Origin of the sequence: Vibrio tapetis subsp. tapetis (genome assembly GCF_900233005.1) — a bacterium.
Lineage (GTDB): Bacteria > Pseudomonadota > Gammaproteobacteria > Enterobacterales > Vibrionaceae > Vibrio > Vibrio tapetis.
Genome location: NZ_LT960612.1, coordinates 733,094 through 756,122 on the forward strand (window position 1 = coordinate 733,094; position 23,029 = coordinate 756,122).

Consider the following 23,029-nt stretch of genomic DNA (forward strand, 5'->3'; position numbering starts at 1 on the left):
AAGTTAGTTGTTTAACATCTAAAGTGCTTTATCTTGCTCGGCATATGAACAAGCGTCATAGCTTTGCTCTTTGTTGGCAAAATAGCTCTTTTCATCGGTGAAATTGACAGCACGATCAATGGATTCATCGCGGTTTTTACCACGTACAACACAAACCTGTTTGTTTTGCAGTTTATTCCAGAGTATTTGTCCTGCACCGTTTTCACGAGCCTTCAAAATTGCACCCTTGCTGCTCTCAATCCAATGGCCATTTTTATCTAATTTGCCCACTTGCTTGATAGACCAATTCGAGGAGTAAAACTCAGACGCGTTAAGCGTTTTATTGTTTGCGACGTAGTCCGTTAGCATGTCACGTACCGCATAGGTTTTTTCGTCGGTAGAGATCCAAAGTTTGTCTGAATTGGTTACCCAATTTTTAGCCAGTAGCGTTGAAGCATATCGGTAGTCGTTGACCGCCAATAGGTATGTTTTGCTCGCATCAAATGGTGCGCCAGAGATTTCACTAATGTCGATACGAGACCCCACCGCTTTTGCAATGTCGACGGTATATTTGACCGTGCCACCAAAATGGTCGTAGTTATAAGCACGGGCGTCGTTTCTAAACGAAAGAGTGAGATCGCCTGGTTTCCACTGGTTTAAATAAGAGTAAGACCATTCCATGTATTCTTTTAGCTTATCGCCTTGGATATTGACTGCGACCAGCTGATTGTCATACATGTATAGCTTAGAGCTGTCTTTATTTCGGTAGATTTCACCATCTCTTAGGTTGGAATTGTTTGCGAATAGCGCGGCGGCTGACACGTCAACCTTAAGGTTTAATTTTTGGTTTTTAGCATTAACCGCTTTTTGCTCTACATTTCGGATCTGAATTTGGTTGATCAGGTTTACGACGGGCATATCAGCGGTTTTTGCCATGTGAATGGTCGTATATAAGCGAGAGCCTTCGCTCGTTACTTCAACGTCCTCGGCTGTTGCATCATCCGCGCCCCCGTTGTTCGGACCTTTCTCTTCGCCATTGAAAGTAAAGTTACCTTGTACGGTGCCAATTTCACTTTCCGCGTGTTCACCAGATTGCTCATGTACCCATTGGAATTCATCTTGTAAGGCTTTGTTTTCAGAAACGTCACTGACTTTGTTGTTGGTCAGTATTGTGCCTTCAATCTGCCATTTACCATTAGCGTCTTTGCGCAGTTGAATCTCCGCTTTGGCGAGTGCCCAACCCCAGTTACCTGGTTCGATTACTTTCACACTTTCGCTACGGTTCAAGTAGGTATATTCTGGGTTTTCTTGGCGATTGGTATTTTCAGTTTCATTTTTGTTTTCAGCTGAAATGTTGTCGACACGATCGGAATAAACACGTTCGATGTGCTTAGAGTGCTCGTGACCATTGAAGATCACGTCGAATTTATCGCCTAGCAATTCAGCAATTTTATGTACGCCTTTGCCTCCACATTTACGACCATAATGAAGCGCGCCGATCACGACATCAGGTTTGTGTTGAGCAATGGCTAAGTCGACAGCATCGCGTACCGACTGAATTTCTTCTTTAAAATCAAGATTACGAAAGTTCTGTGGAGAAGAAGCTTGCCAGCTGGTTACCATGGAAGGGGTTAGGCCAATAATGGCGACCTTAGCACCGTTAACGTTAAAAATTTGAAAGCCACGTAAAAACGACACTTCGTCGCCATTGGTTTTACAAACATCAGAGTTTTTATCCCAGACAATGTTTGAAGAAATCACGGCGCCTTTAAACTGAGCGATGTTTCGGTCTAGAAATGAGCGTTCGAAATCAAATTCATGATTACCCGGAACCCACATGTCGTAGTTCAGACTGTTAAGAGTCTCAACGACAGGGTGCACAGGAAGATCGTTAAAAAGCTCAGCTGAATTGCCTTGTACGGTATCACCAAGGTCGACCAGTATTAGGTTTGGATCTTGTTTACGTTCTTTTTCTAAGATCGTCGCAATCTTAGTAAAACCTGCGTTCTTGTCGGTTTTATTGGTGGCGTAATCGTGTGCAAAAATGCGGCCATGCATATCACCGGTGGCGGCAATGTTAATGCGCAACGTTTGTTCCGCGTAGTTCGCATCGCCTTTGTAGATAACTTCCGGCGCATTGCTAAAGGTTTTACATTCTTTAACGGCGACATGGTTGTCGGATTTAACCTTGTCTGAGGTATTGCAGCCGAGCATTGCAAGGGCAACACTGCTTGCTAATAGGGCTTTAGTGATATTCTTCATGAGTACTTTCTAGTAGATGTGGTCGACAGGCATCGACAAAGTGACGGCGATTTTATTTAATCGTTTGCGCGCTGTATAGAGGGGAGATGGAAAGTGATTTGTTGTTAAATACACCCTATGAATACTGAAAAATCTTGTTAGATGGGTGAAGTGTATGTATTTAATATTACATTCAACAATTATGGTTTTTATATAACAGGTAGCGTGATTTAAATCACAAAAACTATTGCTGTCCGTCTTGGTTTTATTCATTAAAGTGTGATCTATATCTTGTTTTTATTCCTATTAGTCACTTTGATGATTAAAGGCAGATTCATATTACTTGATGGTGCTTTATTGAAGTCGATTCACGTTCCGCTGGTTTCTATTACTTTATGGCCTATAATGTAAACGTTTGCTTCGTATAACCCCAATGATATGGTTTGGGGGTCTCTACCAGTTCCCGCAAAGTGCTGATTACGAAGAGTTGAGAACCCGTGTGTTCTTACTCTTTGTATTGGCGTTCAAAAAGTGTGTTTTATCACCCTCTAGTAATGCCAGCTTGAAATACAAGAGTAATTGCACCTATATCATGGTTATAAAGGTGAATTATGAGAGCGTTTATTCAAGGCTTGCCAAAAGTAGAGCTGCATTTACATATAGAAGGGTCATTGGAACCTGAGTTGTTGTTTGAACTCGCGCAGCGTAACGACATCCCGTTACCGTATTCTTCCCCATCGGCGTTACGCCAAGCTTATCAATTTGATGATCTGCAATCTTTTCTCGATTTGTATTATCAAGGTGCGAATGCGCTGATCACCGAGCAAGATTTTTATGATCTTACTTGGGCGTATTTAGAAAGGTGCAAAGAAGACAACGTGATTCACACTGAAATCTTCTTTGATCCGCAAACTCATACAGAGCGAGGTATTGAGTTTGATACCGTGGTGAACGGTATTTATCGTGCGCTAGAGGATGGTAAGACAATACTGTCGATCACCTCTCGACTCATTATGTGCTTTTTACGACACCTGTCTGAAGAAGCGGCTTTTGAAACGTTGACCTGCGCTCTCGCTCATAAAGATAAAATAATCGGCGTGGGGTTAGATTCTTCCGAGCAAGGGCACCCGCCAGAAAAGTTTGCTCGCGTATTCTGCCGCGCTCAACAAGAAGGGTTTTTAACGGTGGCACATGCGGGTGAAGAGGGGCCAGCTCAAAACATTGTCGATGCAATGGATATGCTTGCAGTTAGCCGCGTTGATCATGGCGTACGCTGCGTTGAAGACCAACAACTACTGACGCGACTCATTGAGTCGAAAATGCCGTTAACCGTCTGTCCGCTTTCTAATATCAAACTAAAAGTGTTTGATGAGATGGCGCAACACAATGTGGTTGAACTTTTGAGAAAGGGGGTGGCAGTGACGATAAACTCCGATGATCCCGCCTATTTTGGAGGCTATATGACCGATAATTTCAACGCGGTTTATGATGCCCACGAGATGACAAAACAGGAACTGGCTCAGTTCACCATTCACGCGATTAATGCCAGCTTTATCGACGAATCACTTAAGCAAAAATATCGAAACTTGGTTGAGGGCTATGTGGGGTTGAGTTAGTACGCGAATGTAAGAAAATGAGTTTAACAAGACGCTCTTTGAGCGTCTTGGCATGCTAGTGTTACTTTCTGCTTGATGTTTATAAAAAACGCTGTGGATAATCAGTAAAAATCGCGTCGACATCATGGAGTAGTGCAAAACTGGTCGGTTCGTTAACCGTATAACACCACACTTGATAGCCTGAATCCTTTAATTTGGCGACGGTATCTTGGGTGGTGTTTTTGTAATAGAGATGGCAGCTAAACGCACTGACTTGCGCAAGCAGGGCGCAGTCTTCGTCACTGAGGTCATCGGAAATAACGCCAAGTCGGTAGCCGCCACATTTTTCGGAAAGCTGTTTGACCACATCGTGGCTAAAACTCGAAATCAAAATCAAATCACGATTGACGTTAGCGCGTTTTAGCTCTGCTGCAAGTAAGGTGACGACGTGCGCAGGATCGTGACGGTCAATTTTTACTTCAATATTGATGTGCAATGAATGTTGGCTAGCATGAGTTAACAATTCGGCTAACGTTAAAATCGGTTCGTGCGCAAAATCGGCTGCAAACCATCGACCGAAGTCTAAGGCTTCTAATTCAGCTAAGGTGTGTTCATCGACTCGGCCTTTGCCATTACTGCAACGCTCTAACGTATGGTCGTGGCAAACCACCAACACATCATCTTTGGTTGGCTGTACGTCTATCTCAATCCATTTTAACCCTAAGGATATGGCTTGGTTAATACTGGCTTTGGTGTTCTCTGGGTGCGTACCTGCAACCCCACGATGACCGACGATTAGAGGCATAGTGTTTCCTTATGCGAAGTTTCATGTTGGTTGGCATAAACCAACTCAACAAGGTTTGTTTGGCAAAGCTGTTTAATTTTGTCTGACGGTTTATCAATAAACATGCGTTGTATTTCTTCTAATTTACCACTCACAACGGGCCCGTACCGGCCGAGTTTGGTTTTATCCAATACTAGCCAAGTTTGCTGGCTTTGCTCAATGATGGCTCGTGTTAAATGGGACTCTTCCGGCGTAAAATCAAGTAGCTGCCCCGTTTCTCCCAGCCCTCCAACACCAAAGATGCCAATTTTTATATTGAATTGACGATAAAAAGCCGTGGCAGACTCACCAACAGTGTCTTCATCTGACGGCCTAACATCACCTCCGGCTAAGTGCACAGCGATGTTTGGGTTTCGGCTTAAGATCAACGCGGCATTGATGTTGTTGGTGACAACGGTGAGGCCCGGATGATCTAACAAGGCTTGTGCTACGTGTTTTGGTGTAGTGCCAATACCGAGGAAAATACTGGTGCCCTCAGGTAACTCTTGCACGACTCGTTGTGCGATGCATTGCTTCGCCGATAAGTTGAGTACCTCACGATTAGTGAACGACAAATTGTCGTTGGCGCTGGGCAAGGATATTCCACCGTGTACCCGCCTAACCATGCCCTTGTCGCTTAGATCATTCATGTCTTTGCGAATGGTTTGTACTGAAACCGAAAACTTCTCAGATAACAGCGAACTCGACAATACGCCGTGTGCTTGTTCTAGGTAGGTCAGTATGTCTTTTTGTCTTGAAGATAAACTCACAAGCTTGTCCTAGTTATGCTGTTGCCTGATTGTGCGCTTTTGCATGTTGATGACGCGTAGTTAAGCGCTTACCGTGTTGGTCGAAAATATGCAAATTGCTCTGGGCGATACTCAAGGTTAGTGGTTGCGCTTGGTTTAATTCGACCTCAGGCGTAACGGCGATAAACGCGCTGCCATCCACGTTGCCATGCACTAGCTGATTAGGGCCAAGTGGCTCGACCACACTGATGTCTAAACTCACTGTGAGGGTGGTTTCAAGTTTAACGACGGTTTGGGTTGCCGCGTCTGCAGTTGCAATCTCGGCGTGTTCTGGGCGAATACCCAAGGAAACATTACACGTATCTAGATGAGAGTAGTGTGGCAGGTGAAACAGTTGACCTGCGACCTCTAGATTGCCTTTGTCTAGCTTAGCTGGAATGAAGTTCATGGCTGGGCTACCAATAAAGCTAGCAACAAACGTACTGGCTGGTTGATGGTAAACTTCGGCCGGTGTGCCGACTTGCTCAATTTCACCTTGGTTAAGCACCACGATGCGATCCGCTAAGGTCATGGCCTCTACTTGGTCGTGGGTAACGTAAACACTGGTGACGCCAAGTTTGCGTTGCAGCTTTCTGATCTCTAGGCGCATGTGGGCTCTAAGCGACGCATCTAAGTTGGATAATGGTTCATCAAAGAGAAACAGTTGCGGATCTCGAACAATGGCTCTCCCCATCGCAACTCGCTGACGTTGGCCTCCCGACAGTTTCGATGGTTTTCGGTCAAGGTAGTCTTCAATTTTTAGCGTTTTCGCGACACTTTCGATCTTGGCTTTGATGTCTTGTTTGTTGACGTTACGATTTTTTAGGCCGTAAGCCAAATTGTCGTACACGCTCATATGTGGGTATAAGGCGTAGTTTTGAAACACCATCGCAATGTCTCGTAGCGCTGGCTTTTCTGTGTCTACGCGCCTGCCGCCTAGATGGATCTCTCCACCTGATATGCTTTCTAGCCCTGCTATCGATCGCAAAATGGAGGACTTTCCACAGCCAGATGGGCCGACAAGAACAATAAACTCACCCTTTTTGATGTTTAGGCTGACGCCTTTTACCGCTTGGTGGCCATTCTCATAAGTTTTTATGAGGCTACGAATATCCAACATGGTACGGTCCTTTTGGCTGCTTGCATTATTCATGTGGGTGACGTTGTTTTGCTTATCTTTGATGGCGTTATTTTTCACTTTCTACTAATCCTTTTACAAACCAACGTTGGAATACGACAACCACCAAAATAGGTGGAAACATAGCCAAAATCACCATGGCAAACGCATAGTCATAACGCGGTAAACTGGTTTCATTAATGTTGTTTAAAACTTGCTTAATGCCCATCACGATGGTGTTGTAGCTTTCATCGGTGGTCATCATGATTGGCCAGAGATATTGGTTCCACCCAACGACGAACATGATGATGAAAATAGCGGCAATCATGGTTTTAGAGAGTGGTAACAAGATGTCGATTAGGAAGCGAAATGGCCCTGCATTATCTAATTGTGCGGCTTCTAACAGTTCATCTGGAATGGTTTTAAAGAACTGCCTAAAGAAGAACGTCGCGGTCGCGGATGCAATTAACGGCAGAATTAACCCTGTGTAGCTATTAAGCATACCGAGGCTTGAAACCACCTCATAAGACGGGATGATTCGCACTTCTAACGGCAGCAATAAGGTGACAAAAATCAGCCAGAACCATGCGGTGGCGTAAGGGAGGCGAAAATAAACCAAGGCGTAAGCGGCCATCATAGAGATAACGATTTTTCCGAAGGCAAAACCAAGGCCCATGATCATAGAGTTGATGATCATCGTTTGAGCGTTAACATCGTCATTGAACCCTAAACTGGTGTTCCATGCTTCTTGGTAAATGGCGGAGAAATTGTCGCCAGGTAGCCATTGTAGACCTTCACTTACGATGGTATTTGGGTTGTGCGTTGAGCTGGCGAAAATCAGCCAGATGGGGATCAACATAAACAACGCACCAGTGATTAAAATTAAGTGGTCAGAGAGTCGGTTGCTCTTCATTATTATTTTGTCCTTTCGAAATTAATAGTGCACACGCTTTTCAACGACGCGGAACTGGATGAAAGTCAGGATTAACACCAAGAGCAGCAATACGACCGACTGAGCCGAACTGCCGCCTAAATCGGCCCCTACGAATCCATCGCGATACACCTTGTAAACGAGCGAGGTGGTTGAACCGCCGGGCCCGCCGTTGGTCATTGTGTCTATCACACCGAACGTCTCGAAAAATGCGTACGTTAAGTTGATGACTAATAGAAAGAATCCTGTTGGTGCCAGTAGCGGAAAAGTGATGGTCCAAAAGCGCTTATTATCGCTGACACAATCGAGCATCGCGGCTTCTTTGACGGCATAAGAGATCGACTGAAGCCCAGCAAGGAAATAGATAAAATTCACCGATACTTGCTTCCAAACCGACACCAAAACAAGGGCCAAAGTGGCATCTACCGGATCGGTTTGAAAACTAAAGTCCCAACCCACGTAGGCGAAAAAATCGGTTAGCACACCAATGTGTGGGTTGAACAAGAAGCTGCCAATGATGCCTGCAATCGCTGGCGCTACGGCATAAACCCACGTTAGCGTGACTTTGTACGGCCCTTTACCGTGAATGATGTTGTCGGCTTTCACGGCCAATAACAGGGCAAGCGCGAGCGAGAGAAAAGAAACCACAAATGCGAACATTAACGTGAAGCCAATGGACTCAATGTATTCACTGGATTCGAATAACATTTGGTAATTTTCAAACCAAACAAACGTAGACGATATGCCCCATGGATCTTCCAACATAAACGACAAGTACACTGCTTTAGCGGCGGGGTAAATGAAAAATATGGCGATAATAATGATCTGCGGCGCTAAGAAAAAATAAGGTAATGGAGAGTGAAAAAATTGCTGACGACGTTCCACGAGATTCATCCAATAGTGGTAAATAAAAGCGCAAATTGATGCTGGATTTCATTGCAGGACATCGCGATAACAGCACTGTGATAAACAAAGTGGGTACACGAAAGGGAAATCATCAATGTTGCAAGAGCCGAAATAAACGCCAACCGATTACCGAAAAGTGAGGTATCAGCCGGCGCATATTCAGTGACAAAAGTAAGCGTTAGTTCACTGTGCGTGCGAAGCGTTTCAGTAACTTAGTACTTTCGTCTTCGACTTTGTCTAAGCCGTTTTCTACACTCGTGCGGCCTGCAAAGATGTTGTCGAATTCACGGTGCATCACTTCACGGATTTGAGGGTAGTAACCTAAGCGGTAGCCTTTCGTCCATTCACCTGATTTCAAGCTAAGTTGTTTTACACCCACTTCTGCATCGGGTTGCTCTTTGTAGTAGCCAGACTGTTTCGCTAGGTCATATGCGGCATTGGTTACAGGTACATACCCCGTTGTTTTGTGCCAGTAAACTTGTGTTTCTGGTTGGGTTAGGTATTCGAAGAAGGCTGCAACGCCGTTATCTTGTGCCTTATCATGGCCGCCAAGTGCAAACAAAGCTGCGCCACCGATGAACGTGAGGCCCGCATCAGGATTCACTGATTCCCAGTACGGGAGGTAAGTCGTACCAAGTTCGAACTTAACGCGATTACGTAAGCCACCGAAAGAGCCTGACGAACCCATCCACATTGCGACTTTTTCACGCTCAAATGGCGTTTGGTTCGCGTCCCAATCGCTGCCGTAGTATTTGTAGTAACCTAAATCTGACCATTCTTTTAGTTTGCTTACGTGCATCATCATGTCTTTGGTATTGAACATGATCTTAGTCGATAGGCCATCGTAGCCATTGTTTTGGTCAGCCACGGGTAAGTTATGACGAGACTTAAAGTTCTCAAACATAATCCAAGGAGTCAGAGATTGAGAGAAGGTCATGTAACCTTGCGCTTTTAGCTTTTTCGCCGCCGCTTCAAGCTCTTCATAGGTTTTTGGCGCACTTACACCCACTTTCGCTAAAATGTCTTTGTTGTAGTAAAGAACCGGAGTTGAGCTATTAAATGGCATACCGACCATTTTGCCGTCGCTGTCAGCATAGAAATTACGAACGCCAGCTAAGTAATCTTGAGAGTCGAATGAATAACCGGCATCAACAAGAATATCTTGAACGGGGGTTGCGACGCCTGGTGCATTCATGATCGTTGCAGCGCCTGCGTCAAACACTTGAAGAATGTTCGGTGCTTCACCACCGCGATACGCGGCAATGCCTGCGGTTAAAGTTTCAGTGTAAGAGCCTTTATAAACAGGCGTGAGTTTGTATTCGGTTTGAGAGGCGTTAAAGTCCTTGGCGATTTTGTTAACCGTTTCTCCAAGTTGACCGCCCATTGCGTGCCACCATGTAACTTCTGTTGCTGCGAAAGTAGTGCCTGAAACAGTTGCAGAAAGTAACCCTGCTAGCCATAGCTTTTTCATCATCGTTTCCTTTTGGATGAATTTTCACGGAATTTACTGATTGTTGGTTTCGAACGAGACTTCGTTTGTTTCGTTTGATGCTATGTTGGCGAAGATTTGTGTCAGTGGGGTTACTTGTAAATGTCAGAAAGATGAAAGATTTATGGCTAAGGCGTGACTCATTATTTTTTATAATGAGTCACGCCTTGTTTGGTAGAAAGAGATTATCTGGAATGCAGCAGGAGATTATTTTGAATCTAGCAATGAAACTAACGTGTCGATGTCTTTGCAGGCTTCGCTTGGCGTATGGTCTGGGTTGTACAGAGGGTATCCGATGTTGATTCGCACGCAATCTTGGTAAAGGGGCAGGGAACTAAAAATATCACCATTACGGATGTCGAGACCATGAAGGTTGGCCTGCTCAAGCAATTGAACGCTGTCTAGGTTTGGGATCTGTAGCCAAAGAACTAAGCCTCCAGCGGGATCGCTAATACGGCTACCTTGGGGCAACTGCTGCTGAAGATACTCAATGTACTGGCGCTTTTGTGCGAGCAATTCAAATCGCTTTTTTCTTAAGTGCTTGGTGTATTGCCCACTATCGATGTAATCGGCGGTTGCGAGTTGCATCGGTGCTGAAACACCATAGCTTCCCGCGGCAAACATTTTGAGATATTGATCTTTATAGCGACCAGGTAAGCACCAACCTAAACGGTACGATGCGCTCAGCGTTTTAGAAATCGAACCACACCATAAGACATATCCAGATTCGTCATAAAACTTCGCGGGTAATGGCACGGTATTCCCATGGGGTAATTCAATGTATACATCATCTTCAATAATGGGAGTTTCATAACGTCGTGCCATATCGGCCAAACGCATTTTTTGCTCTGGCGACATGGTGATGCCCTGCGGATTCATATGGGTGGTGCAAAACAAGCCTGCCTTAATGGTGCCATTTTTCATATGCAGTTCAAGTTGATCTAAGTCGATACCCGATGAAATGGATGGGATCTCGACGATCTTACGAGACATAGCAGCCAGTAGATCCAGTAAACCGCTGAAACACGGTGAGCAAATCGCAATGGCGTCTCCCGTCGTTGAGCAGATTTCGATAGCGGTTTTGATGGCACCCATACAGCCATTGGTGATCACCAAATCTTGAGCACCGAAGTGAAAATCGTATTGAGAGAAATGCCGTACCAATGTATCTCTCAGCAGTGGCTCACCTTGAGGGGTAGGGTATTCATTAAAGCGATTGTGCATGCGTTTGTTTGCGCGACGAAAGCACTGCTCCATGGCTTTCATTAATTCTGGGTCGGGTTGAATGCGAGAAACCCCTAAAGGGCCTGAACGGGTTTGATTCGATCCAAACAATTGATGAACAGTATGCTGGCGAGGCTCAGACAGTTGGCTTTCGAATGACACCAAAGTAGGTTGCTGGTGGGCGTTTAACTTATTTGAGACAAAGTACCCAGATTGCGGCTTAGCGATTATCCAGCCTAACGACTCTAAGTGCTGATAGCAATTTAAGGTGGTCGACATGCTAACGGAGTGCAGTTTTGAAAACTTCCTTAATGATGGCATCTTGGTGGCCGCCATCATATTTCCTAATTGGATCTCATTGATGTACTTCTCAGCCAAATCCATATACCGCATACGCTTCTCCTTACTCCGACCTTTTAAACTGTACCCTTTTTTTATTCTAAAATTGTATCTGCACTCATTGCGGAATACTACTCATAATTTAGCCAGTTTTAGAATGATGAAAGGAGAGAGCAATGAGTAACAAGGATTTAGCATTAGGGTTGTTCGTCATGTTTATATGGGGGATTAACTTTGCGGTGATCAAGCTTGGTGTCAGTGAAGTTAACCCTTTAGTGGTTACGGCGATGCGCTTTACCTTAGCAGCCATTCCATTGGTCTTCTTTGTGAAGAAACCGGATGTACCTTGGCGATATCTGATCAGTTATGGCGTGGTCTTTGGCCTTGGTGTATGGGGCATGGCATCGTGGTCTGTCACAGAAGGCCTCACCGTTGGCATGGCGGCGGTTTTACTACAAGTGAACGTACTTTTCGGCCTGACCATTGGCGCACTGGTGTTTAAGGAATCAATAACGCCCGTTAAATTAGCCGGTTTCGTATTGGCGTTGATGGGGCTGGTTACCGCAGTGATAGCAACGAATGGAACCGCGACACTTTCTGGTGTGATGCTTATTCTGACGGCCGCATTGTCTTGGAGTGTGGTGAGTACGATAGTGAAAAAATCGGGCACGACTCAAGTCTTTGCATTTAGCTTGTGGGGCATGTTGTTTGCCCCTGTGCCTTTACTCGGTTTGGCGGTATTTCTTCATGGCCCAGCAGTGCTCACGGACTCGATAGAAGCATGGAATTGGCAAGTATCGTTTTCGGTGATATTTCAAGCCTACCCAACCACACTGTTTGGCTATTGGGTATGGAATAAATTACTTGTGAAATACCCAATGAGCACAGCCACCCCTCTTACTTTATTGGTGCCGGTGTTTGGTTTAATTGGTGGCTACGTCGTGTTTGAAGAAACCATGAGCCTGATGCAAACGCTGGCGTCATTGCTGATTCTAGCCGGGATTTTAGTCATCGTGTTTGCACCGAAGCTGACGGCATTAAGAGACAAAAAGCAGGGGGTAGCCAGCTCCATGAGCTAACGATGAGTAATCGATCAATTTGTCAGTTTCATAGACGAGAGAAGTGCCGCGCAGTTACAAAAGCTTGTGCAGCAAGCCCGGTGGTTGTTCCCTAGAATGGCAGAAGTTATTTTAGGGAACGGCCATTTTTAGGGAAAAGACAGTGCAAAATTCTAGATTTCAATGTTTGAGTCAAAGGAAAAAATCCCAGCGCGACGCTTGCTTAAAAAGCGCGGATGTACAAGAAGTTGATATGTACGTATTGGAAGCGAAAGGATTCTCTGCACTATGGGTCGCAACCCAGAAAAAGCAAGGGTTGAGTGAGTCACAAATTGATGCCAAGGCAGTGGTATTAGGGCTTACAGGTTTCATCGCCTCTAATGGCAGTGCAATGCATGATTTCAAAGATTTCTATTTATTAGCCGAAGACTTGAAAAAAGGCGGTTCGATTTTAAGTAAATATGAGGTCGTTCAAAATGGCAGTAAAAGTTACATCAAATTTAAAGGCAACCATAAACTGAGAAGCCTAGTAAAAGGCACTCGTTATTTGTCGAATAATGCGCAGGTCATTGCATTAGGCATAGGTAAAGCAGGAATGAGAGCTTCAGCTAAAGGAGGGGTTATAATTACGGCTATTTTTTCGGTGGTTTTTAGAACTTTGGAGTCCGCGTTAACTCAAAATTATTCGGTAACAAATTGGGTAGTCAATGTTAGCTCCGATATAGTTAAGGCTGCAATAGCTGGTGCAATTGGGTATATGGCTGGAACCTTTGCTAGTCTTACCGGCGTTATTCTAATCCCTATTTTTGTGGGGATTATCGTTGCTGTCTGGGTTGCAAATAAGTTAGATACGTACGAAGGGCGATATTTAATAAAAGAAAAAGTCATGGAGAGAATTAACCATGTAATCGAGAGGTCCGTTATTAATGATGTTGATACGATGAATTATCGAATCAATATTTCTAAATCAATGCAAAGTATGAAAAAAAATCCTGTCGGGATGTCTTTTTGATGGGGAAAATACATACTAGGGTATCTATAGCGTGTGCTATTCTTTTCTCTATTTCGGGGATGATCTCGTCTATATTCCGATTACATGAATATTATAATTCTGAAAGTTTAAGAATTCAGATAGAATTAGGGTATTCAATAATATATGTAGATCCTACGTACGTGATTGAGTATGTGGCGTTTTTTATATGTGTTCCATTTTATTGGTATTTCTTCAAATTCTATTTTCATGGGAAAGAAAGTGCTAATCGGGCATTGAAGTTTGTAATATTAGGACTTTCAATTTGTCTAATTCTTATTTTGCCAGTACAGATTTTTGAGTACAAACGGCAAATGAGTATTGCTAGTGATCACGGCTTTGTTGACTGTCCTCCGTTTACGCTGCTTTCTAGCACTTACATCGTTGAGGCCATGGTTAAAGATCCGAAATACTGTACAGATGACGAAATTACTAGTATCGCTATGTATGGTTATTTCCGGGAACTGCCCATCGTGAATGCGTATGTGGATGAGGTGCATGGGAAAAAATCTGTGGTTAACTAAGTTGATTATCGGTTATGTGAATAGGCTCCTCTATTGAGCTTATTCAAAGGGAAATTCTGAATTTTGATTGATGTCATTGTATTTGTCGCTCTTACTGGCTTCTATTTATTCTCAGATGGAAGCGAAACGTCTGCAAAAGAAGCGGGCATGGCTATTGGTGTTTATGGTGTATATCTAATCATTTATCGGTTAGTTGGTCCATTTCCAGAAGTAACATCAATGCATATGGGGCAACTGTACGGCTTCTTACCCATGTTATCGTTCGGAGCGATACTGTTTCCTCACTTTAATACGAAATCGCCTGAGGTTATAACGAGAGCGATTGGTTGGATAGGGTTGATTACCGTATTCATAATCATGAGTAGTTTTAAGCTGTTTTTATGGTAGTGGGGACAGGGCTATACATCAATTGGTTAATAGTTTATTCGGAGCCTGTTTTTAGATGAAAAAGTACATATCACTAGCGTTGGTTATAATCATATCTTTTGCAGTGTGCTGGTTTTTTATTATCGAATTAATTGATTATTACGAAACTAAAAATTTAATCAGACAAATAGATAATGATTACGCGATAGTTTATATTGATCCAACTTACCTGATCATTTATGCCACCTTTTTATTTATTCCTCCTTACGTTTGGTTTGTATTTAAACTTCATATTTTCGGAAAGGATAGCTTAGGTATTTCAGTCAAGCTCGTAGCAGCTTCGACATTGATTGCATTAGCTTTAGCTGTTCCAGGTCAAATCTTCGAACACCAAAGACAAAAGAGTATCGCTCGTGATCATGGTTTTGTAGATTGCCCTCCGTTCACGTTGCTTTCTAGTACTCACATCGTTGAAGCCATGGTGAAAGATCCGCAATATTGTACTGATGACGAAATCACCAGTATCGCTATGTACGGTTATTTTCGGGAGTTGCCTGCGGTGAATGCGTATGTAGATGAAGTGTTCGGTAAGGAAGTGCTAAGTGATTAAAAAAGTCATGCATGTTCTACACGTCTTATTGGTTATGATTATATGCGTTGGTTTGAGCTATTTTGCTGCTTTTAGGCTTAATGAATACCTTACGTTGGAGACGATGCAAATCCAATTGGCCGCCAATTATCAGATAGTTTATGTTGATCCAACCTATATGATAGGAATATGCGGCCTAATTACGATGCCATTTTTGCTTTTGTTTATTATTTGGACTCACATACTTGGCAAAGATGGCTCTGGTCGTATGGGGAAGCTTTTAGCTATTTTATTGGCTATTGGTTTAATTTTTGCCATTCCCGGCCAAATCTTCGAACATCAAAGGCAAAAGAGCATCGCTCGCGATCATGGCTTTGTAGACTGCCCTCCGTTCACTCTGTTATCAAGCACTCATATCGTAGAAGCGATGGTTAAAGACCCGAAGTACTGCACAGATGACGAAATTACTAGTATCGCTATGTATGGTTACTTCCGGGAGTTACCCGTAGTGAAGGCATATGTGGATGAAGTATTTGGGAATAACAGTGATAGCATCTAAGCCCTTGAACATAAGCCTTTGCAGCAAAAATATCGCTGCAGAGGCTTAGTTTTCAAGTAATAGCCAACTAGAGATAAGTTGACCTAACGCTAATTACGCGATGTTAAGCCGCCAATTCGGTCTCTGGTCGCGGTGGCAGCACCAACAGACCTTTGAGTTTTCTTTTCAGCCTTTTTCCTCGTGATTGCGATTTTTTCGCCTGTTTATCTGCTTTGTTTTGCGATTGCAATGCTTGTGCACCGTGAACGATACCTAGCTCTGCGTTGGTCATTTCATCTTCGTCGTAAAGGTATTCGTCATCGGCAACGCCTACCGAGGTGAGATACTGCTGAATGCCCGCATCATCAGGTTTGTTGATGGCATCGTGCAGTATGGTTCCTCCTGCAGCCATGCTGGTGTGAGCATCCGCTGGCAGGCGCCAAAGCATTTCTGCCAACGCGTTGTAGTCGCATTTGATCTGGTTAAGATAAGTAACCAATTTTTCATCGCAACGAGTCAGCACCACGTTATTGATTTTGAAGTCCATTTTAGCGTTGGTGCGGTCTTGATACGCTTGAGTGGTAAAGTGGTGTGCTAGGTGATCCCATAAAATGACCTTAAACAACATCGGATTGACCGTTGTGTTGAAGTCGACGTCTGCCCCAATCCCGGCTGTTGCGCCTGCGGCCATGCGGAATTTAATGTCACCAGAACGGCGAACAATGGATTCCACAGTGCCATTAACGCCAACACCCGCAGATACCGCGCCACTGACTTGAGCCGAAACCGCATTAATGCCACGAGCCATAAACGTTACAGTACTAGAGCCTTTGGCTTTAGCACCAATAAAGGCACTTCCGCTAATTGAGCCTACAAAAACTTCATCGGCTCCCATTATGTTACTGGTATTGATTCCGCCTTTTACTTGCCCTTTAACCTCGGCACCAACAAATAGCTCCGCCTCATTTTTCATCGACATTATCTGTCCGATGGTAAGCTGGTGGGTGACGGTGACTTTTAGCCCTGCTTCAATGGCAAGGAAAGCATCAATGCCGATATCCACGCCCGGAATCAGTTGGATGGGTACAAAGCCATTTCTGTTTTCAAGTTCAGGGTCGGTGAAGTTGGTTTGCTTTAGTCTGGCATTGACCCCTGGCATTGAGACATTGCCGATCTCGGCTTTACCTGGTGTGCCTTTCTTGTACGTTGCCCCACCACCCGTTCCCAAATTAATGTGTGCTTTGTCTTGGTAAGCAACCTTAGCACCGATGCTCATTGAAGCTTCAAGCTCATTTCGCATGGCGCCGAAGTCCCAGGTCTTTTCAAATTTTATCTTTGCTTCGGCAAACAATTCTCCACTGACATCGAGAACGGCAGAGCCATCTTTGATGCTCCCCTTTGCTTCGGCCGTCGAAGACTTGCCTTTACCACGGCTCATTTGTAGCAGCTGTTGTTTTCTGTAGTAATCGTTGAGGATCAGCCAAATGTTCTCGTCAAAGTGTTCATGAGTGTCGTACGCTTTTTTTAGTGATTCGATTTGCCCGTCTAAGATTTGTGCTTGCAGTCGACCGAGTTCACCGCTATTAGCAATGCCACCTTGAAGGTGTTGTAACAAGGTTCTTTTTTGCTCTAAAAAACTAGAAAAGGTTCGATTGATGTGTTTAGAGCGTATCGCTTCATTAGGGGTTTTGCTTGGATGCACAATTTTCACGACACTCGCAAAATTGCGACTGACTTGACCTACCAGAACGACCCACAATGGCTCGTCCGTGATGTCGGCGACACCATAGCCGTAGCTTTTACTTGATTTTTGGTAGTGCTTATAGCGCATCGCCTCAAGTTCCGAGTAAATCGTATCGATGCCTTTTTGAATATAGGGAATTGCTCGGCTGGCCTGTTTTTTACCAAATGCACTTTGGAGTTTGTTAAGCCAGTTACCAATGTTGGTACTGCATACAGAGGGTGGGAGAAAATCGCCATTAGATTTTTGGATCATCGAATGGTCAAAGGCCAAACAGTCGCTGTTGGGTGCTGTCATTTTCTTTCCTTATACAATGGCTAAGTAGATGCTTAGTTATCGCCAAGCTTGCTTATCATCTTTAATGTGCCAATCGCGAGTTTAACTCTAAACTTGTGCCAGAATAGGCAATAAATGATGTAGACAATAACCGTGTTGAAGTATTTATGTAGAGTAAAGCTTGAAGACAACATTCTATAATTCAGATGTACGTTATTGAGAGTAAAGGACGAAAAGTGGCTTTGTCTGTCGGTGTTTTGTTTAAGTTTGTCGTTAATTGTCGTATGGATAAGCGGCTGATTGCACTAGAGGGGGGGAGGTTACCGCCTCTAGTACAAGTGATAAGTGTTTTAGTCAGGGCAAAACTGCTTGTTGAGTTGTGTTGCAACCTTGATGCTGTCTAACCCAAGGCCACCAAGTAAGGCGCCACTTGGAACGACCAACATATAGGCCTTTCTGCCTGCAGGCGTCGATCGTAAAATGGGCAGTTTATCTAAAATCATCTGTTTATCTTGGTACATATCCCATGCTCGCTGGCTAATTAGAATATAGTCAGGCTGCACCTCTACCATTGATTCCATACTCGTCGATTTATAACCTGAAAAATAAGACTGAGCCGGATTATGCCCCCCAGCTAAAGTGATGATGCTGTCTATGGCCGTCTTCGCGCCGCCAACACGTGTTATGCCTGATTTATTTAGCATAAAGAAAATGGCATTGGGTTTAGTTTTACACTGTTTTGTCTTGAGCGAGGCTAAGTCGGCATTCACCTTTTTTTTAGTGTTTTTGCTTCATTAGTCGCGCCTACTATCTTGGCTAAAGTATCAATTCTTGACAGCAAATGCAGAAGCGTTTAAAGGACAGGCGCGTTAACCTATTTATGTGAAACTCATCGCGATGCATAAGGTGACGTTAAGCACATTGTCCGTTATTGAAATTGCGCAAAGAGGCTCTAAATAATGAACCTCCTAATCTAATATGGTGTGTCTGGGGCAAAAATTTAACAGAAAATATGCGAGAATGGGTCGTATAATAGGTTGATATATACGAATAAAAGGGAATAAAAAATGAACGTCATACCTTTTCAGCCACTGCAGGCTTACCAGTTAAAAGTCGCGCTAAATGGTATTAAACCAATGATCTGGCGCCGTATCCTTGTTTCTAACGACATCAATCTCGGCGAGTTACATGATTATATTCAACGTGCAATGGGATGGGACGAAGAGCATCTGCACAGTTTCTCAAGTGCAGACGAGCGTATATTCATCCCTATTCTGGATCAAGAGGATCTGAGCAGTCGCGCCGAAGATGAGTCACAGACGGCTTTGGTTGAAGTAATGGCGAAAAAAGGTGATAAGCTGCAATATACTTATGACTTTGGAGATAATTGGGAGCATACGATTACCCTTGAGAAAGTGCGTCCTGTTGCCGATTTAGTGGAAAGCGACTTTTGCTTAGCCGGTAAGCGCGCTTGTCCACCGGAAAACTGTGGTGGGCTTTCTGGCTATAAAAATTTACTTAGAATTATCGTGACTCCGAGCCACGAAGATCATTTAGAAGTTATCGATTGGCTAGGTGAATATTATGACCCTGAGTATTTCGATGCGGAAGATGTGAACATGATGTTGGAGCATGAATCGTTCGATGACGAAAACTTTGCCGATATGGATGAATTTGCCTCTCAAATGGAGGTTCAAACGGTATTGCAAAATCAAGCAATGGACATTGTGTTACGATCTTTGCTTGCTACATTGCAACAAAGTCAGCCAGAGCTCTATGAGTCGGTTAAATCGTTAAGCCAGCTTCAAGCTACTTCTTTATTGGAGAGTACAATATCTGCAAATATCCCAGAAGCAGAAGAAATGAGCGCAGCTTTGGTCGAAGTAGTCGATGATTATTTTGCATTTGATCAAGATGATATTTTTAGGTAATTAAACCCGTGCGGTAAAAAGTATCGGTGTTGACTTAGCGGTTAGTTGTATCGGTGATATTTCAATGAACGAGGCTTCTTCATGTCTAAAATTGATTTTAAGAAACAGCTAAAACATTTATACAGACCTTCCTCAAAGAAGGTTGAGGTTTTAGACGTTTTAGAGATGCACTATCTAATGATAGATGGCCTAGGCGAGCCGGGTTCTGAATCGTTTGGTGTGGCTATCGAAGCGCTTTATTCGGTTTCCTACACACTAAAATTCATGATTAAAAAAAACAAAATGGCGATCGATTACGGCGTGTTGCCGCTAGAAGGGCTTTGGTGGGCCGACGACATGGAAGACTTCATTGCTGATAATAAAGCAAATTGGAAGTGGACCTTGATGATAATGCAACCAAGTTATGTTACTGAAGCATTGGTTGCCGAAGCGATTGAGCTGGTGCGCACTAAGAAGAAACTCACCGCCGTCGATAAGCTACGTTTTGAAGCCTTTACCGAAGGCCCATGCGCACAAACCATGCACATTGGCCCATTTTCGGAAGAAGGACCAACGGTTGAGCGAGTGCATCGTTTCATCGAAAGTAATGGGAACCAATTAGCAGGTAAGCACCACGAGATCTACCTTTCGGATTTTCGCCGTACAAAGCCTGAAAACCTAAAGACGATTATCAGGCAGCCGTATTCTTGATTGCTCACTTCATGCGAACATAGCATGGTGCAGCTTAATAGCCTAGCGCTGCTCTAATGTGAGCGATATTCTCGTTGACCCATGTTTTATTAAACGGCCCCCAAGAGACAATCTGGTAGTGGCCGTTTTTTAGTGCACCAGTGAATTGGCAATCAATATCTAATTCTTCAAGCGCTGCGATGGTGTCTTGAGCCGTTCTACGAGGAATGGTGATTTCGTCTTGAATTTTGGGTAGAGTATTAAAGCCGTTGTCTATTAAGTGTGCGATGAAAATACGTCTATAGAATGATGTTTTCGTTTTGCTCAGTGACATGTATTGCTCCAAAAAAGAAAAGAGCCTTCAAAGTGCTCCTAAAGACCATATTATCCCAATCGCAGGGCAGAAAGCCTCTATATACTAGCGTTACTGCTTTGAAATGGGAAATATGGTAAGCAAGTTACCGTTTCCTATATGATCAGCTTACCTTCTCGCACAGCCGCTAAATTAATTCTGAAAAACCACAGTCCAAAAGATATTGGTATGTATGGTCGTAGAAACTTGGTGGGCGAGTATCGTCGCTATCACAACCATGCGGAACGAATAGAACCATACCCTGTCGAGCACGCGTTAATAGAACACGATAGGCATTTTCAAGGTAACGCAGTTCCTCTTCTTTGTGTCGCTTCTGCCAATTAGTGCCTTTGAACTTCCAGTGTTGGAAATTGATACCATTGTGTCGGTAGTCACCATCCCAGCCGACTAAACACCAATCTAACTCTAAACCTTGCACATCAAATTCAGTTGCAACGTCTTCAAGAAAATGACTAGAGCGAATATCACTTTGTGGGCTGAGATACCAATACTCTGGATTGAATCGATTTTTAACGAAAATCCCTTCAGCTTTCAAACGAATTCCGTTAGAAGAAGCGAGTACGCCACGGCTTTCCGTTGCACGAGATTGTTGTTTTAGCCAGTTTTTTGCTTGTTCTAAATTGCGGGTAATCTTAAGTGGATAAACACCATCTAGAGTTTGCGCGATGCGGCTGGCTTTTTCTCGATTATTGGCAATCACATGATGGACAAAACTTGAGAGTTTTTCTGCTCGAAACGAGCGCATTGATGTGGCTAAATGCAAGCTTGGTAAGATAGTACTGTGCTGTAAGCTGCTTGCTGTAACACCATCGGAAACGTAGTCACCAGTGAGCAGTTGATCAGAACAATATACGTGCCAGTCATCAAACCGATCCGACAGCGCATCTAACCACCCAGCTAAACCCGCCTCGCCAGTATTTATTTCTTGCCCGCCTCCGATTAAGGAAATAATCACAGCCCAGTCTTCATGTCTGTCCATGACTTCGATAAGAAATTCAGGCTCTGACTGGTTGAAGTCGGGTTTGTTTCTTTTTGTTTGCATGAATTTAGACGCTTGTTCAGCGTTCCATGCACGTTGGGCCTCATCAAATATAGCTACTTTTTCTGGCGGGATTGATCCATCTAAACATTCATCTCTGAAGCGGTGAATGTTTTGAATAAATGAGCTTGTTTCTCTTCGAGCATGGGCTTTAGTGACTTTTTCGCGAGAGGATTTATCGATCGCCAGAGCTTCCTGAAGGACTGTAACTAGCGGGCCATTTCCGCTTAAAAAGACAGAATATTCATTGTCTTTTGGGTTGGAGTGAGTATTAGCAATATTAAGTCCAACCAGCGTTTTTCCGGCTCCGGGCACACCTGTGACAAAGCAAATCGTTTTTTTCTTTTGTGTCCTAGATTCGTGAATGAGCTCGAGCAGTTGAGCGCTAGTGATCCCTAAATTTTGTGTATCAGCCTCATTTCGGGCTATGTCATTTACATCGTGATCAGCGTATAAGGCTTGGGCTGCTTCAACGATAGTAGGGGTAGGCATATAGCCCGAATTAGCCCAGCCATCCGCATCGAAACTCGATTGTTGGTATTTAACACTCAAATGAGTGATCACGTTTTTCAAGCTCTCAGCATTAGTGAGGACTGGCGTTGCGACATTATCGGATGCTAGAGAAAGAGCGTGGTCAGATCCAGTAACCGTCGCTTTTGTTGCAACAAGAATGGGAACAATCAGTTTGTCGTGGCTACCTTTATGAAAATTCTTCATATCTAAAGCGTAACCATGTGTTTGTTGGCTATCGGCAGAATGAAATTTGCTTTCACCAGCCTTAAATTCGATTACAAATACAATGCCTGAGTGAACCAATATAACGTCGGCACGTTTGCCCATTCTTGGGATTAGAAACTCAAAATAGATTTTACTGTTAGAGCTTTTTAAATCGGATAGGGCTTCTTGAAGAATCTGGACTTGAGTCGTCCATGCAGACGTTTGCTGGAATTTGAGGTCTTGCGTGTGGTGTTGGGTTGTTGTGCCAACGATTGATGGAATTGACTGCTTAAGGAATGAATCTAATGAAGCGTGATAGAAAGCTCGATTACTCATTGAATTCTCCAACTGTGAATTGGAGTAATGTCTGGGCTTCAACCTGTAAGCCATTTGCTAGCTTAATGATGTTGACTAAGCTAACGTTGCGAATGCCGCGTTCAATACCACTAATATAAGTTCTGTCCAAACTACATAGCGCTGCGAGTTCTTCTTGGCTGATGTTCTTTTTAAGGCGGAGCTGCTTAATATGCAGTCCAAAGGGAATTAAAATATGCTCGTTCACAACTATCTAATAAGTCTCAACAAATGATGACTTATCGTGTTGCTATGTGACTTATAAGTCCACGGACTATAAGTCACATATAGTGTGGTTTGATACCTTACCTTAAGGTCTAAGCATAAAAAAAGCTGGCACCTAAGTACCAGCTTTTTTAGTCTTTTCTAGCCTATAGCCTATAGCCTATAGC

Annotated in this window: 22 protein-coding genes and 1 riboswitch; of the genes, 9 read left to right on the forward strand and 13 right to left on the reverse strand. The window is 43.7% G+C overall.

Annotation, left to right across the window (positions count from 1 at the left end; translation table 11 throughout):
* Positions 1-18 precede the first annotated feature (18 nt).
* Entirely contained in the window at positions 19-2,241 is a 2,223-nt protein-coding gene (locus tag VTAP4600_RS20365) for a bifunctional metallophosphatase/5'-nucleotidase (protein ID WP_102524602.1), read from the reverse strand.
* Between the two features lie 379 nt (positions 2,242-2,620).
* A riboswitch (purine riboswitch) is annotated at positions 2,621-2,720 on the forward strand.
* A gap of 111 nt (positions 2,721-2,831) precedes the next feature.
* On the opposite strand from VTAP4600_RS20365, the gene VTAP4600_RS20370 reads away from it, so the two are divergent.
* Positions 2,832-3,836 carry an adenosine deaminase gene (locus VTAP4600_RS20370; RefSeq protein WP_102524603.1) on the forward strand — a complete coding sequence of 335 codons (1,005 nt, stop codon included), beginning with the start codon at positions 2,832-2,834 and terminating at the stop codon, positions 3,834-3,836.
* Between the two features lie 79 nt (positions 3,837-3,915).
* Here VTAP4600_RS20370 and VTAP4600_RS20375 read toward each other — a convergent pair whose 3' ends face one another.
* The 7 genes from VTAP4600_RS20375 to VTAP4600_RS20405 form a co-directional block, all read right to left on the reverse strand.
* Positions 3,916-4,620: a glycerophosphodiester phosphodiesterase family protein gene (locus tag VTAP4600_RS20375; protein WP_102524604.1), complete on the reverse strand. Its 705-nt coding sequence runs from the start codon at positions 4,618-4,620 to the stop codon at positions 3,916-3,918.
* Entirely contained in the window at positions 4,611-5,408 is a 798-nt protein-coding gene (locus tag VTAP4600_RS20380) for a DeoR/GlpR family DNA-binding transcription regulator (protein WP_102524605.1), read from the reverse strand. Before VTAP4600_RS20380 ends, VTAP4600_RS20375 begins: the two co-directional genes overlap by 10 nt.
* 13 nt (positions 5,409-5,421) lie before the next feature.
* The gene (ugpC, locus tag VTAP4600_RS20385) at positions 5,422-6,609 is read right to left on the reverse strand and encodes a sn-glycerol-3-phosphate ABC transporter ATP-binding protein UgpC (protein WP_415239704.1); all 1,188 of its coding nucleotides are present in this window, start codon (positions 6,607-6,609) and stop codon (positions 5,422-5,424) included.
* A gap of 4 nt (positions 6,610-6,613) precedes the next feature.
* Entirely contained in the window at positions 6,614-7,456 is an 843-nt protein-coding gene (gene ugpE / locus VTAP4600_RS20390; protein ID WP_102524606.1) for a sn-glycerol-3-phosphate ABC transporter permease UgpE, read from the reverse strand.
* Between the two features lie 21 nt (positions 7,457-7,477).
* Positions 7,478-8,359: an ABC transporter permease subunit gene (locus tag VTAP4600_RS20395; protein WP_102524607.1), complete on the reverse strand. Its 882-nt coding sequence runs from the start codon at positions 8,357-8,359 to the stop codon at positions 7,478-7,480.
* Positions 8,360-8,558: 199 nt separating this feature from the next.
* Positions 8,559-9,851, reverse strand: coding sequence for an extracellular solute-binding protein (locus tag VTAP4600_RS20400; RefSeq protein ID WP_102524608.1), 1,293 nt, complete (start codon positions 9,849-9,851; stop codon positions 8,559-8,561).
* Positions 9,852-10,076: 225 nt separating this feature from the next.
* Positions 10,077-11,486 carry an aminotransferase-like domain-containing protein gene (locus tag VTAP4600_RS20405; RefSeq protein WP_102524609.1) on the reverse strand — a complete coding sequence of 470 codons (1,410 nt, stop codon included), beginning with the start codon at positions 11,484-11,486 and terminating at the stop codon, positions 10,077-10,079.
* Positions 11,487-11,608: 122 nt separating this feature from the next.
* Here VTAP4600_RS20405 and VTAP4600_RS20410 point away from each other — a divergent pair, with 122 nt between their 5' ends.
* From VTAP4600_RS20410 to VTAP4600_RS20435, 6 genes are all read left to right on the forward strand, one after another.
* Positions 11,609-12,511, forward strand: a complete 903-nt coding sequence (locus VTAP4600_RS20410; RefSeq protein ID WP_102524610.1) for an EamA family transporter — start codon at positions 11,609-11,611, stop codon at positions 12,509-12,511.
* 142 nt (positions 12,512-12,653) lie between these two features.
* Entirely contained in the window at positions 12,654-13,502 is an 849-nt protein-coding gene (locus VTAP4600_RS20415; RefSeq protein WP_102524611.1) for a hypothetical protein, read from the forward strand.
* Positions 13,503-13,663: 161 nt separating this feature from the next.
* Positions 13,664-14,044 (forward strand): hypothetical protein, encoded by a 381-nt coding sequence (locus tag VTAP4600_RS20420; protein WP_231897982.1) that lies wholly within the window; start codon positions 13,664-13,666, stop codon positions 14,042-14,044.
* A 63-nt stretch (positions 14,045-14,107) separates the two neighbouring features.
* On the forward strand, positions 14,108-14,431 hold the full coding sequence (locus tag VTAP4600_RS20425; protein ID WP_102524612.1) for a hypothetical protein: 324 nt from the start codon (positions 14,108-14,110) through the stop codon (positions 14,429-14,431).
* A gap of 55 nt (positions 14,432-14,486) precedes the next feature.
* Positions 14,487-15,020, forward strand: a complete 534-nt coding sequence (locus VTAP4600_RS20430) for a hypothetical protein (RefSeq protein WP_102524613.1) — start codon at positions 14,487-14,489, stop codon at positions 15,018-15,020.
* Positions 15,013-15,558: a hypothetical protein gene (locus tag VTAP4600_RS20435; RefSeq protein WP_231897983.1), complete on the forward strand. Its 546-nt coding sequence runs from the start codon at positions 15,013-15,015 to the stop codon at positions 15,556-15,558. The genes VTAP4600_RS20430 and VTAP4600_RS20435 overlap by 8 nt, the downstream gene beginning before the upstream one ends.
* A gap of 103 nt (positions 15,559-15,661) precedes the next feature.
* Here the strand turns inward: VTAP4600_RS20435 and VTAP4600_RS20440 are convergent, their stop codons facing one another.
* Positions 15,662-17,575, reverse strand: coding sequence for a hypothetical protein (locus tag VTAP4600_RS20440; RefSeq protein WP_102524614.1), 1,914 nt, complete (start codon positions 17,573-17,575; stop codon positions 15,662-15,664).
* A gap of 329 nt (positions 17,576-17,904) precedes the next feature.
* A complete protein-coding gene (locus VTAP4600_RS20445; protein WP_231897984.1) occupies positions 17,905-18,258 on the reverse strand; it encodes an ABC transporter substrate-binding protein in 354 nt (117 codons plus the stop codon).
* Between the two features lie 363 nt (positions 18,259-18,621).
* On the opposite strand from VTAP4600_RS20445, the gene VTAP4600_RS20450 reads away from it, so the two are divergent.
* On the forward strand, positions 18,622-19,485 hold the full coding sequence (locus VTAP4600_RS20450) for a plasmid pRiA4b ORF-3 family protein (protein ID WP_102524615.1): 864 nt from the start codon (positions 18,622-18,624) through the stop codon (positions 19,483-19,485).
* Between the two features lie 81 nt (positions 19,486-19,566).
* Positions 19,567-20,175: a GyrI-like domain-containing protein gene (locus tag VTAP4600_RS20455; protein ID WP_102524616.1), complete on the forward strand. Its 609-nt coding sequence runs from the start codon at positions 19,567-19,569 to the stop codon at positions 20,173-20,175.
* Between the two features lie 34 nt (positions 20,176-20,209).
* On the opposite strand, the gene VTAP4600_RS20460 is transcribed toward VTAP4600_RS20455, so the two are convergent.
* The 3 genes from VTAP4600_RS20460 to VTAP4600_RS20470 all read right to left on the reverse strand — a co-directional run bounded on the left by VTAP4600_RS20460 (position 20,210) and on the right by VTAP4600_RS20470 (position 22,845).
* On the reverse strand, positions 20,210-20,488 hold the full coding sequence (locus tag VTAP4600_RS20460) for a helix-turn-helix domain-containing protein (protein WP_102524617.1): 279 nt from the start codon (positions 20,486-20,488) through the stop codon (positions 20,210-20,212).
* 166 nt (positions 20,489-20,654) lie between these two features.
* Positions 20,655-22,619 (reverse strand): DUF2075 domain-containing protein, encoded by a 1,965-nt coding sequence (locus VTAP4600_RS20465; protein WP_102524618.1) that lies wholly within the window; start codon positions 22,617-22,619, stop codon positions 20,655-20,657.
* Positions 22,612-22,845, reverse strand: a complete 234-nt coding sequence (locus tag VTAP4600_RS20470) for a helix-turn-helix domain-containing protein (RefSeq protein WP_102524619.1) — start codon at positions 22,843-22,845, stop codon at positions 22,612-22,614. Before VTAP4600_RS20470 ends, VTAP4600_RS20465 begins: the two co-directional genes overlap by 8 nt.
* Positions 22,846-23,029 lie beyond the last annotated feature (184 nt).

Bases quoted from the DNA above. Each gene is read 5' to 3' on its own strand.
- VTAP4600_RS20365 (WP_102524602.1), bottom strand. From the start codon at position 2,241: ATGAAGAATATCACTAAAGCCCTATTAGCAAGCAGTGTTGCCCTTGCA.
- VTAP4600_RS20370 (WP_102524603.1), top strand. From the start codon at position 2,832: ATGAGAGCGTTTATTCAAGGCTTGCCAAAAGTAGAGCTGCATTTACAT.
- VTAP4600_RS20375 (WP_102524604.1), bottom strand. From the start codon at position 4,620: ATGCCTCTAATCGTCGGTCATCGTGGGGTTGCAGGTACGCACCCAGAG.
- ugpE (WP_102524606.1), bottom strand. From the start codon at position 7,456: ATGAAGAGCAACCGACTCTCTGACCACTTAATTTTAATCACTGGTGCG.
- VTAP4600_RS20400 (WP_102524608.1), bottom strand. From the start codon at position 9,851: ATGAAAAAGCTATGGCTAGCAGGGTTACTTTCTGCAACTGTTTCAGGC.
- VTAP4600_RS20405 (WP_102524609.1), bottom strand. From the start codon at position 11,486: ATGCGGTATATGGATTTGGCTGAGAAGTACATCAATGAGATCCAATTA.
- VTAP4600_RS20410 (WP_102524610.1), top strand. From the start codon at position 11,609: ATGAGTAACAAGGATTTAGCATTAGGGTTGTTCGTCATGTTTATATGG.
- VTAP4600_RS20430 (WP_102524613.1), top strand. From the start codon at position 14,487: ATGAAAAAGTACATATCACTAGCGTTGGTTATAATCATATCTTTTGCA.
- VTAP4600_RS20440 (WP_102524614.1), bottom strand. From the start codon at position 17,575: ATGACAGCACCCAACAGCGACTGTTTGGCCTTTGACCATTCGATGATC.
- VTAP4600_RS20445 (WP_231897984.1), bottom strand. From the start codon at position 18,258: ATGCTAAATAAATCAGGCATAACACGTGTTGGCGGCGCGAAGACGGCC.
- VTAP4600_RS20450 (WP_102524615.1), top strand. From the start codon at position 18,622: ATGAACGTCATACCTTTTCAGCCACTGCAGGCTTACCAGTTAAAAGTC.
- VTAP4600_RS20455 (WP_102524616.1), top strand. From the start codon at position 19,567: ATGTCTAAAATTGATTTTAAGAAACAGCTAAAACATTTATACAGACCT.
- VTAP4600_RS20460 (WP_102524617.1), bottom strand. From the start codon at position 20,488: ATGTCACTGAGCAAAACGAAAACATCATTCTATAGACGTATTTTCATC.
- VTAP4600_RS20465 (WP_102524618.1), bottom strand. From the start codon at position 22,619: ATGAGTAATCGAGCTTTCTATCACGCTTCATTAGATTCATTCCTTAAG.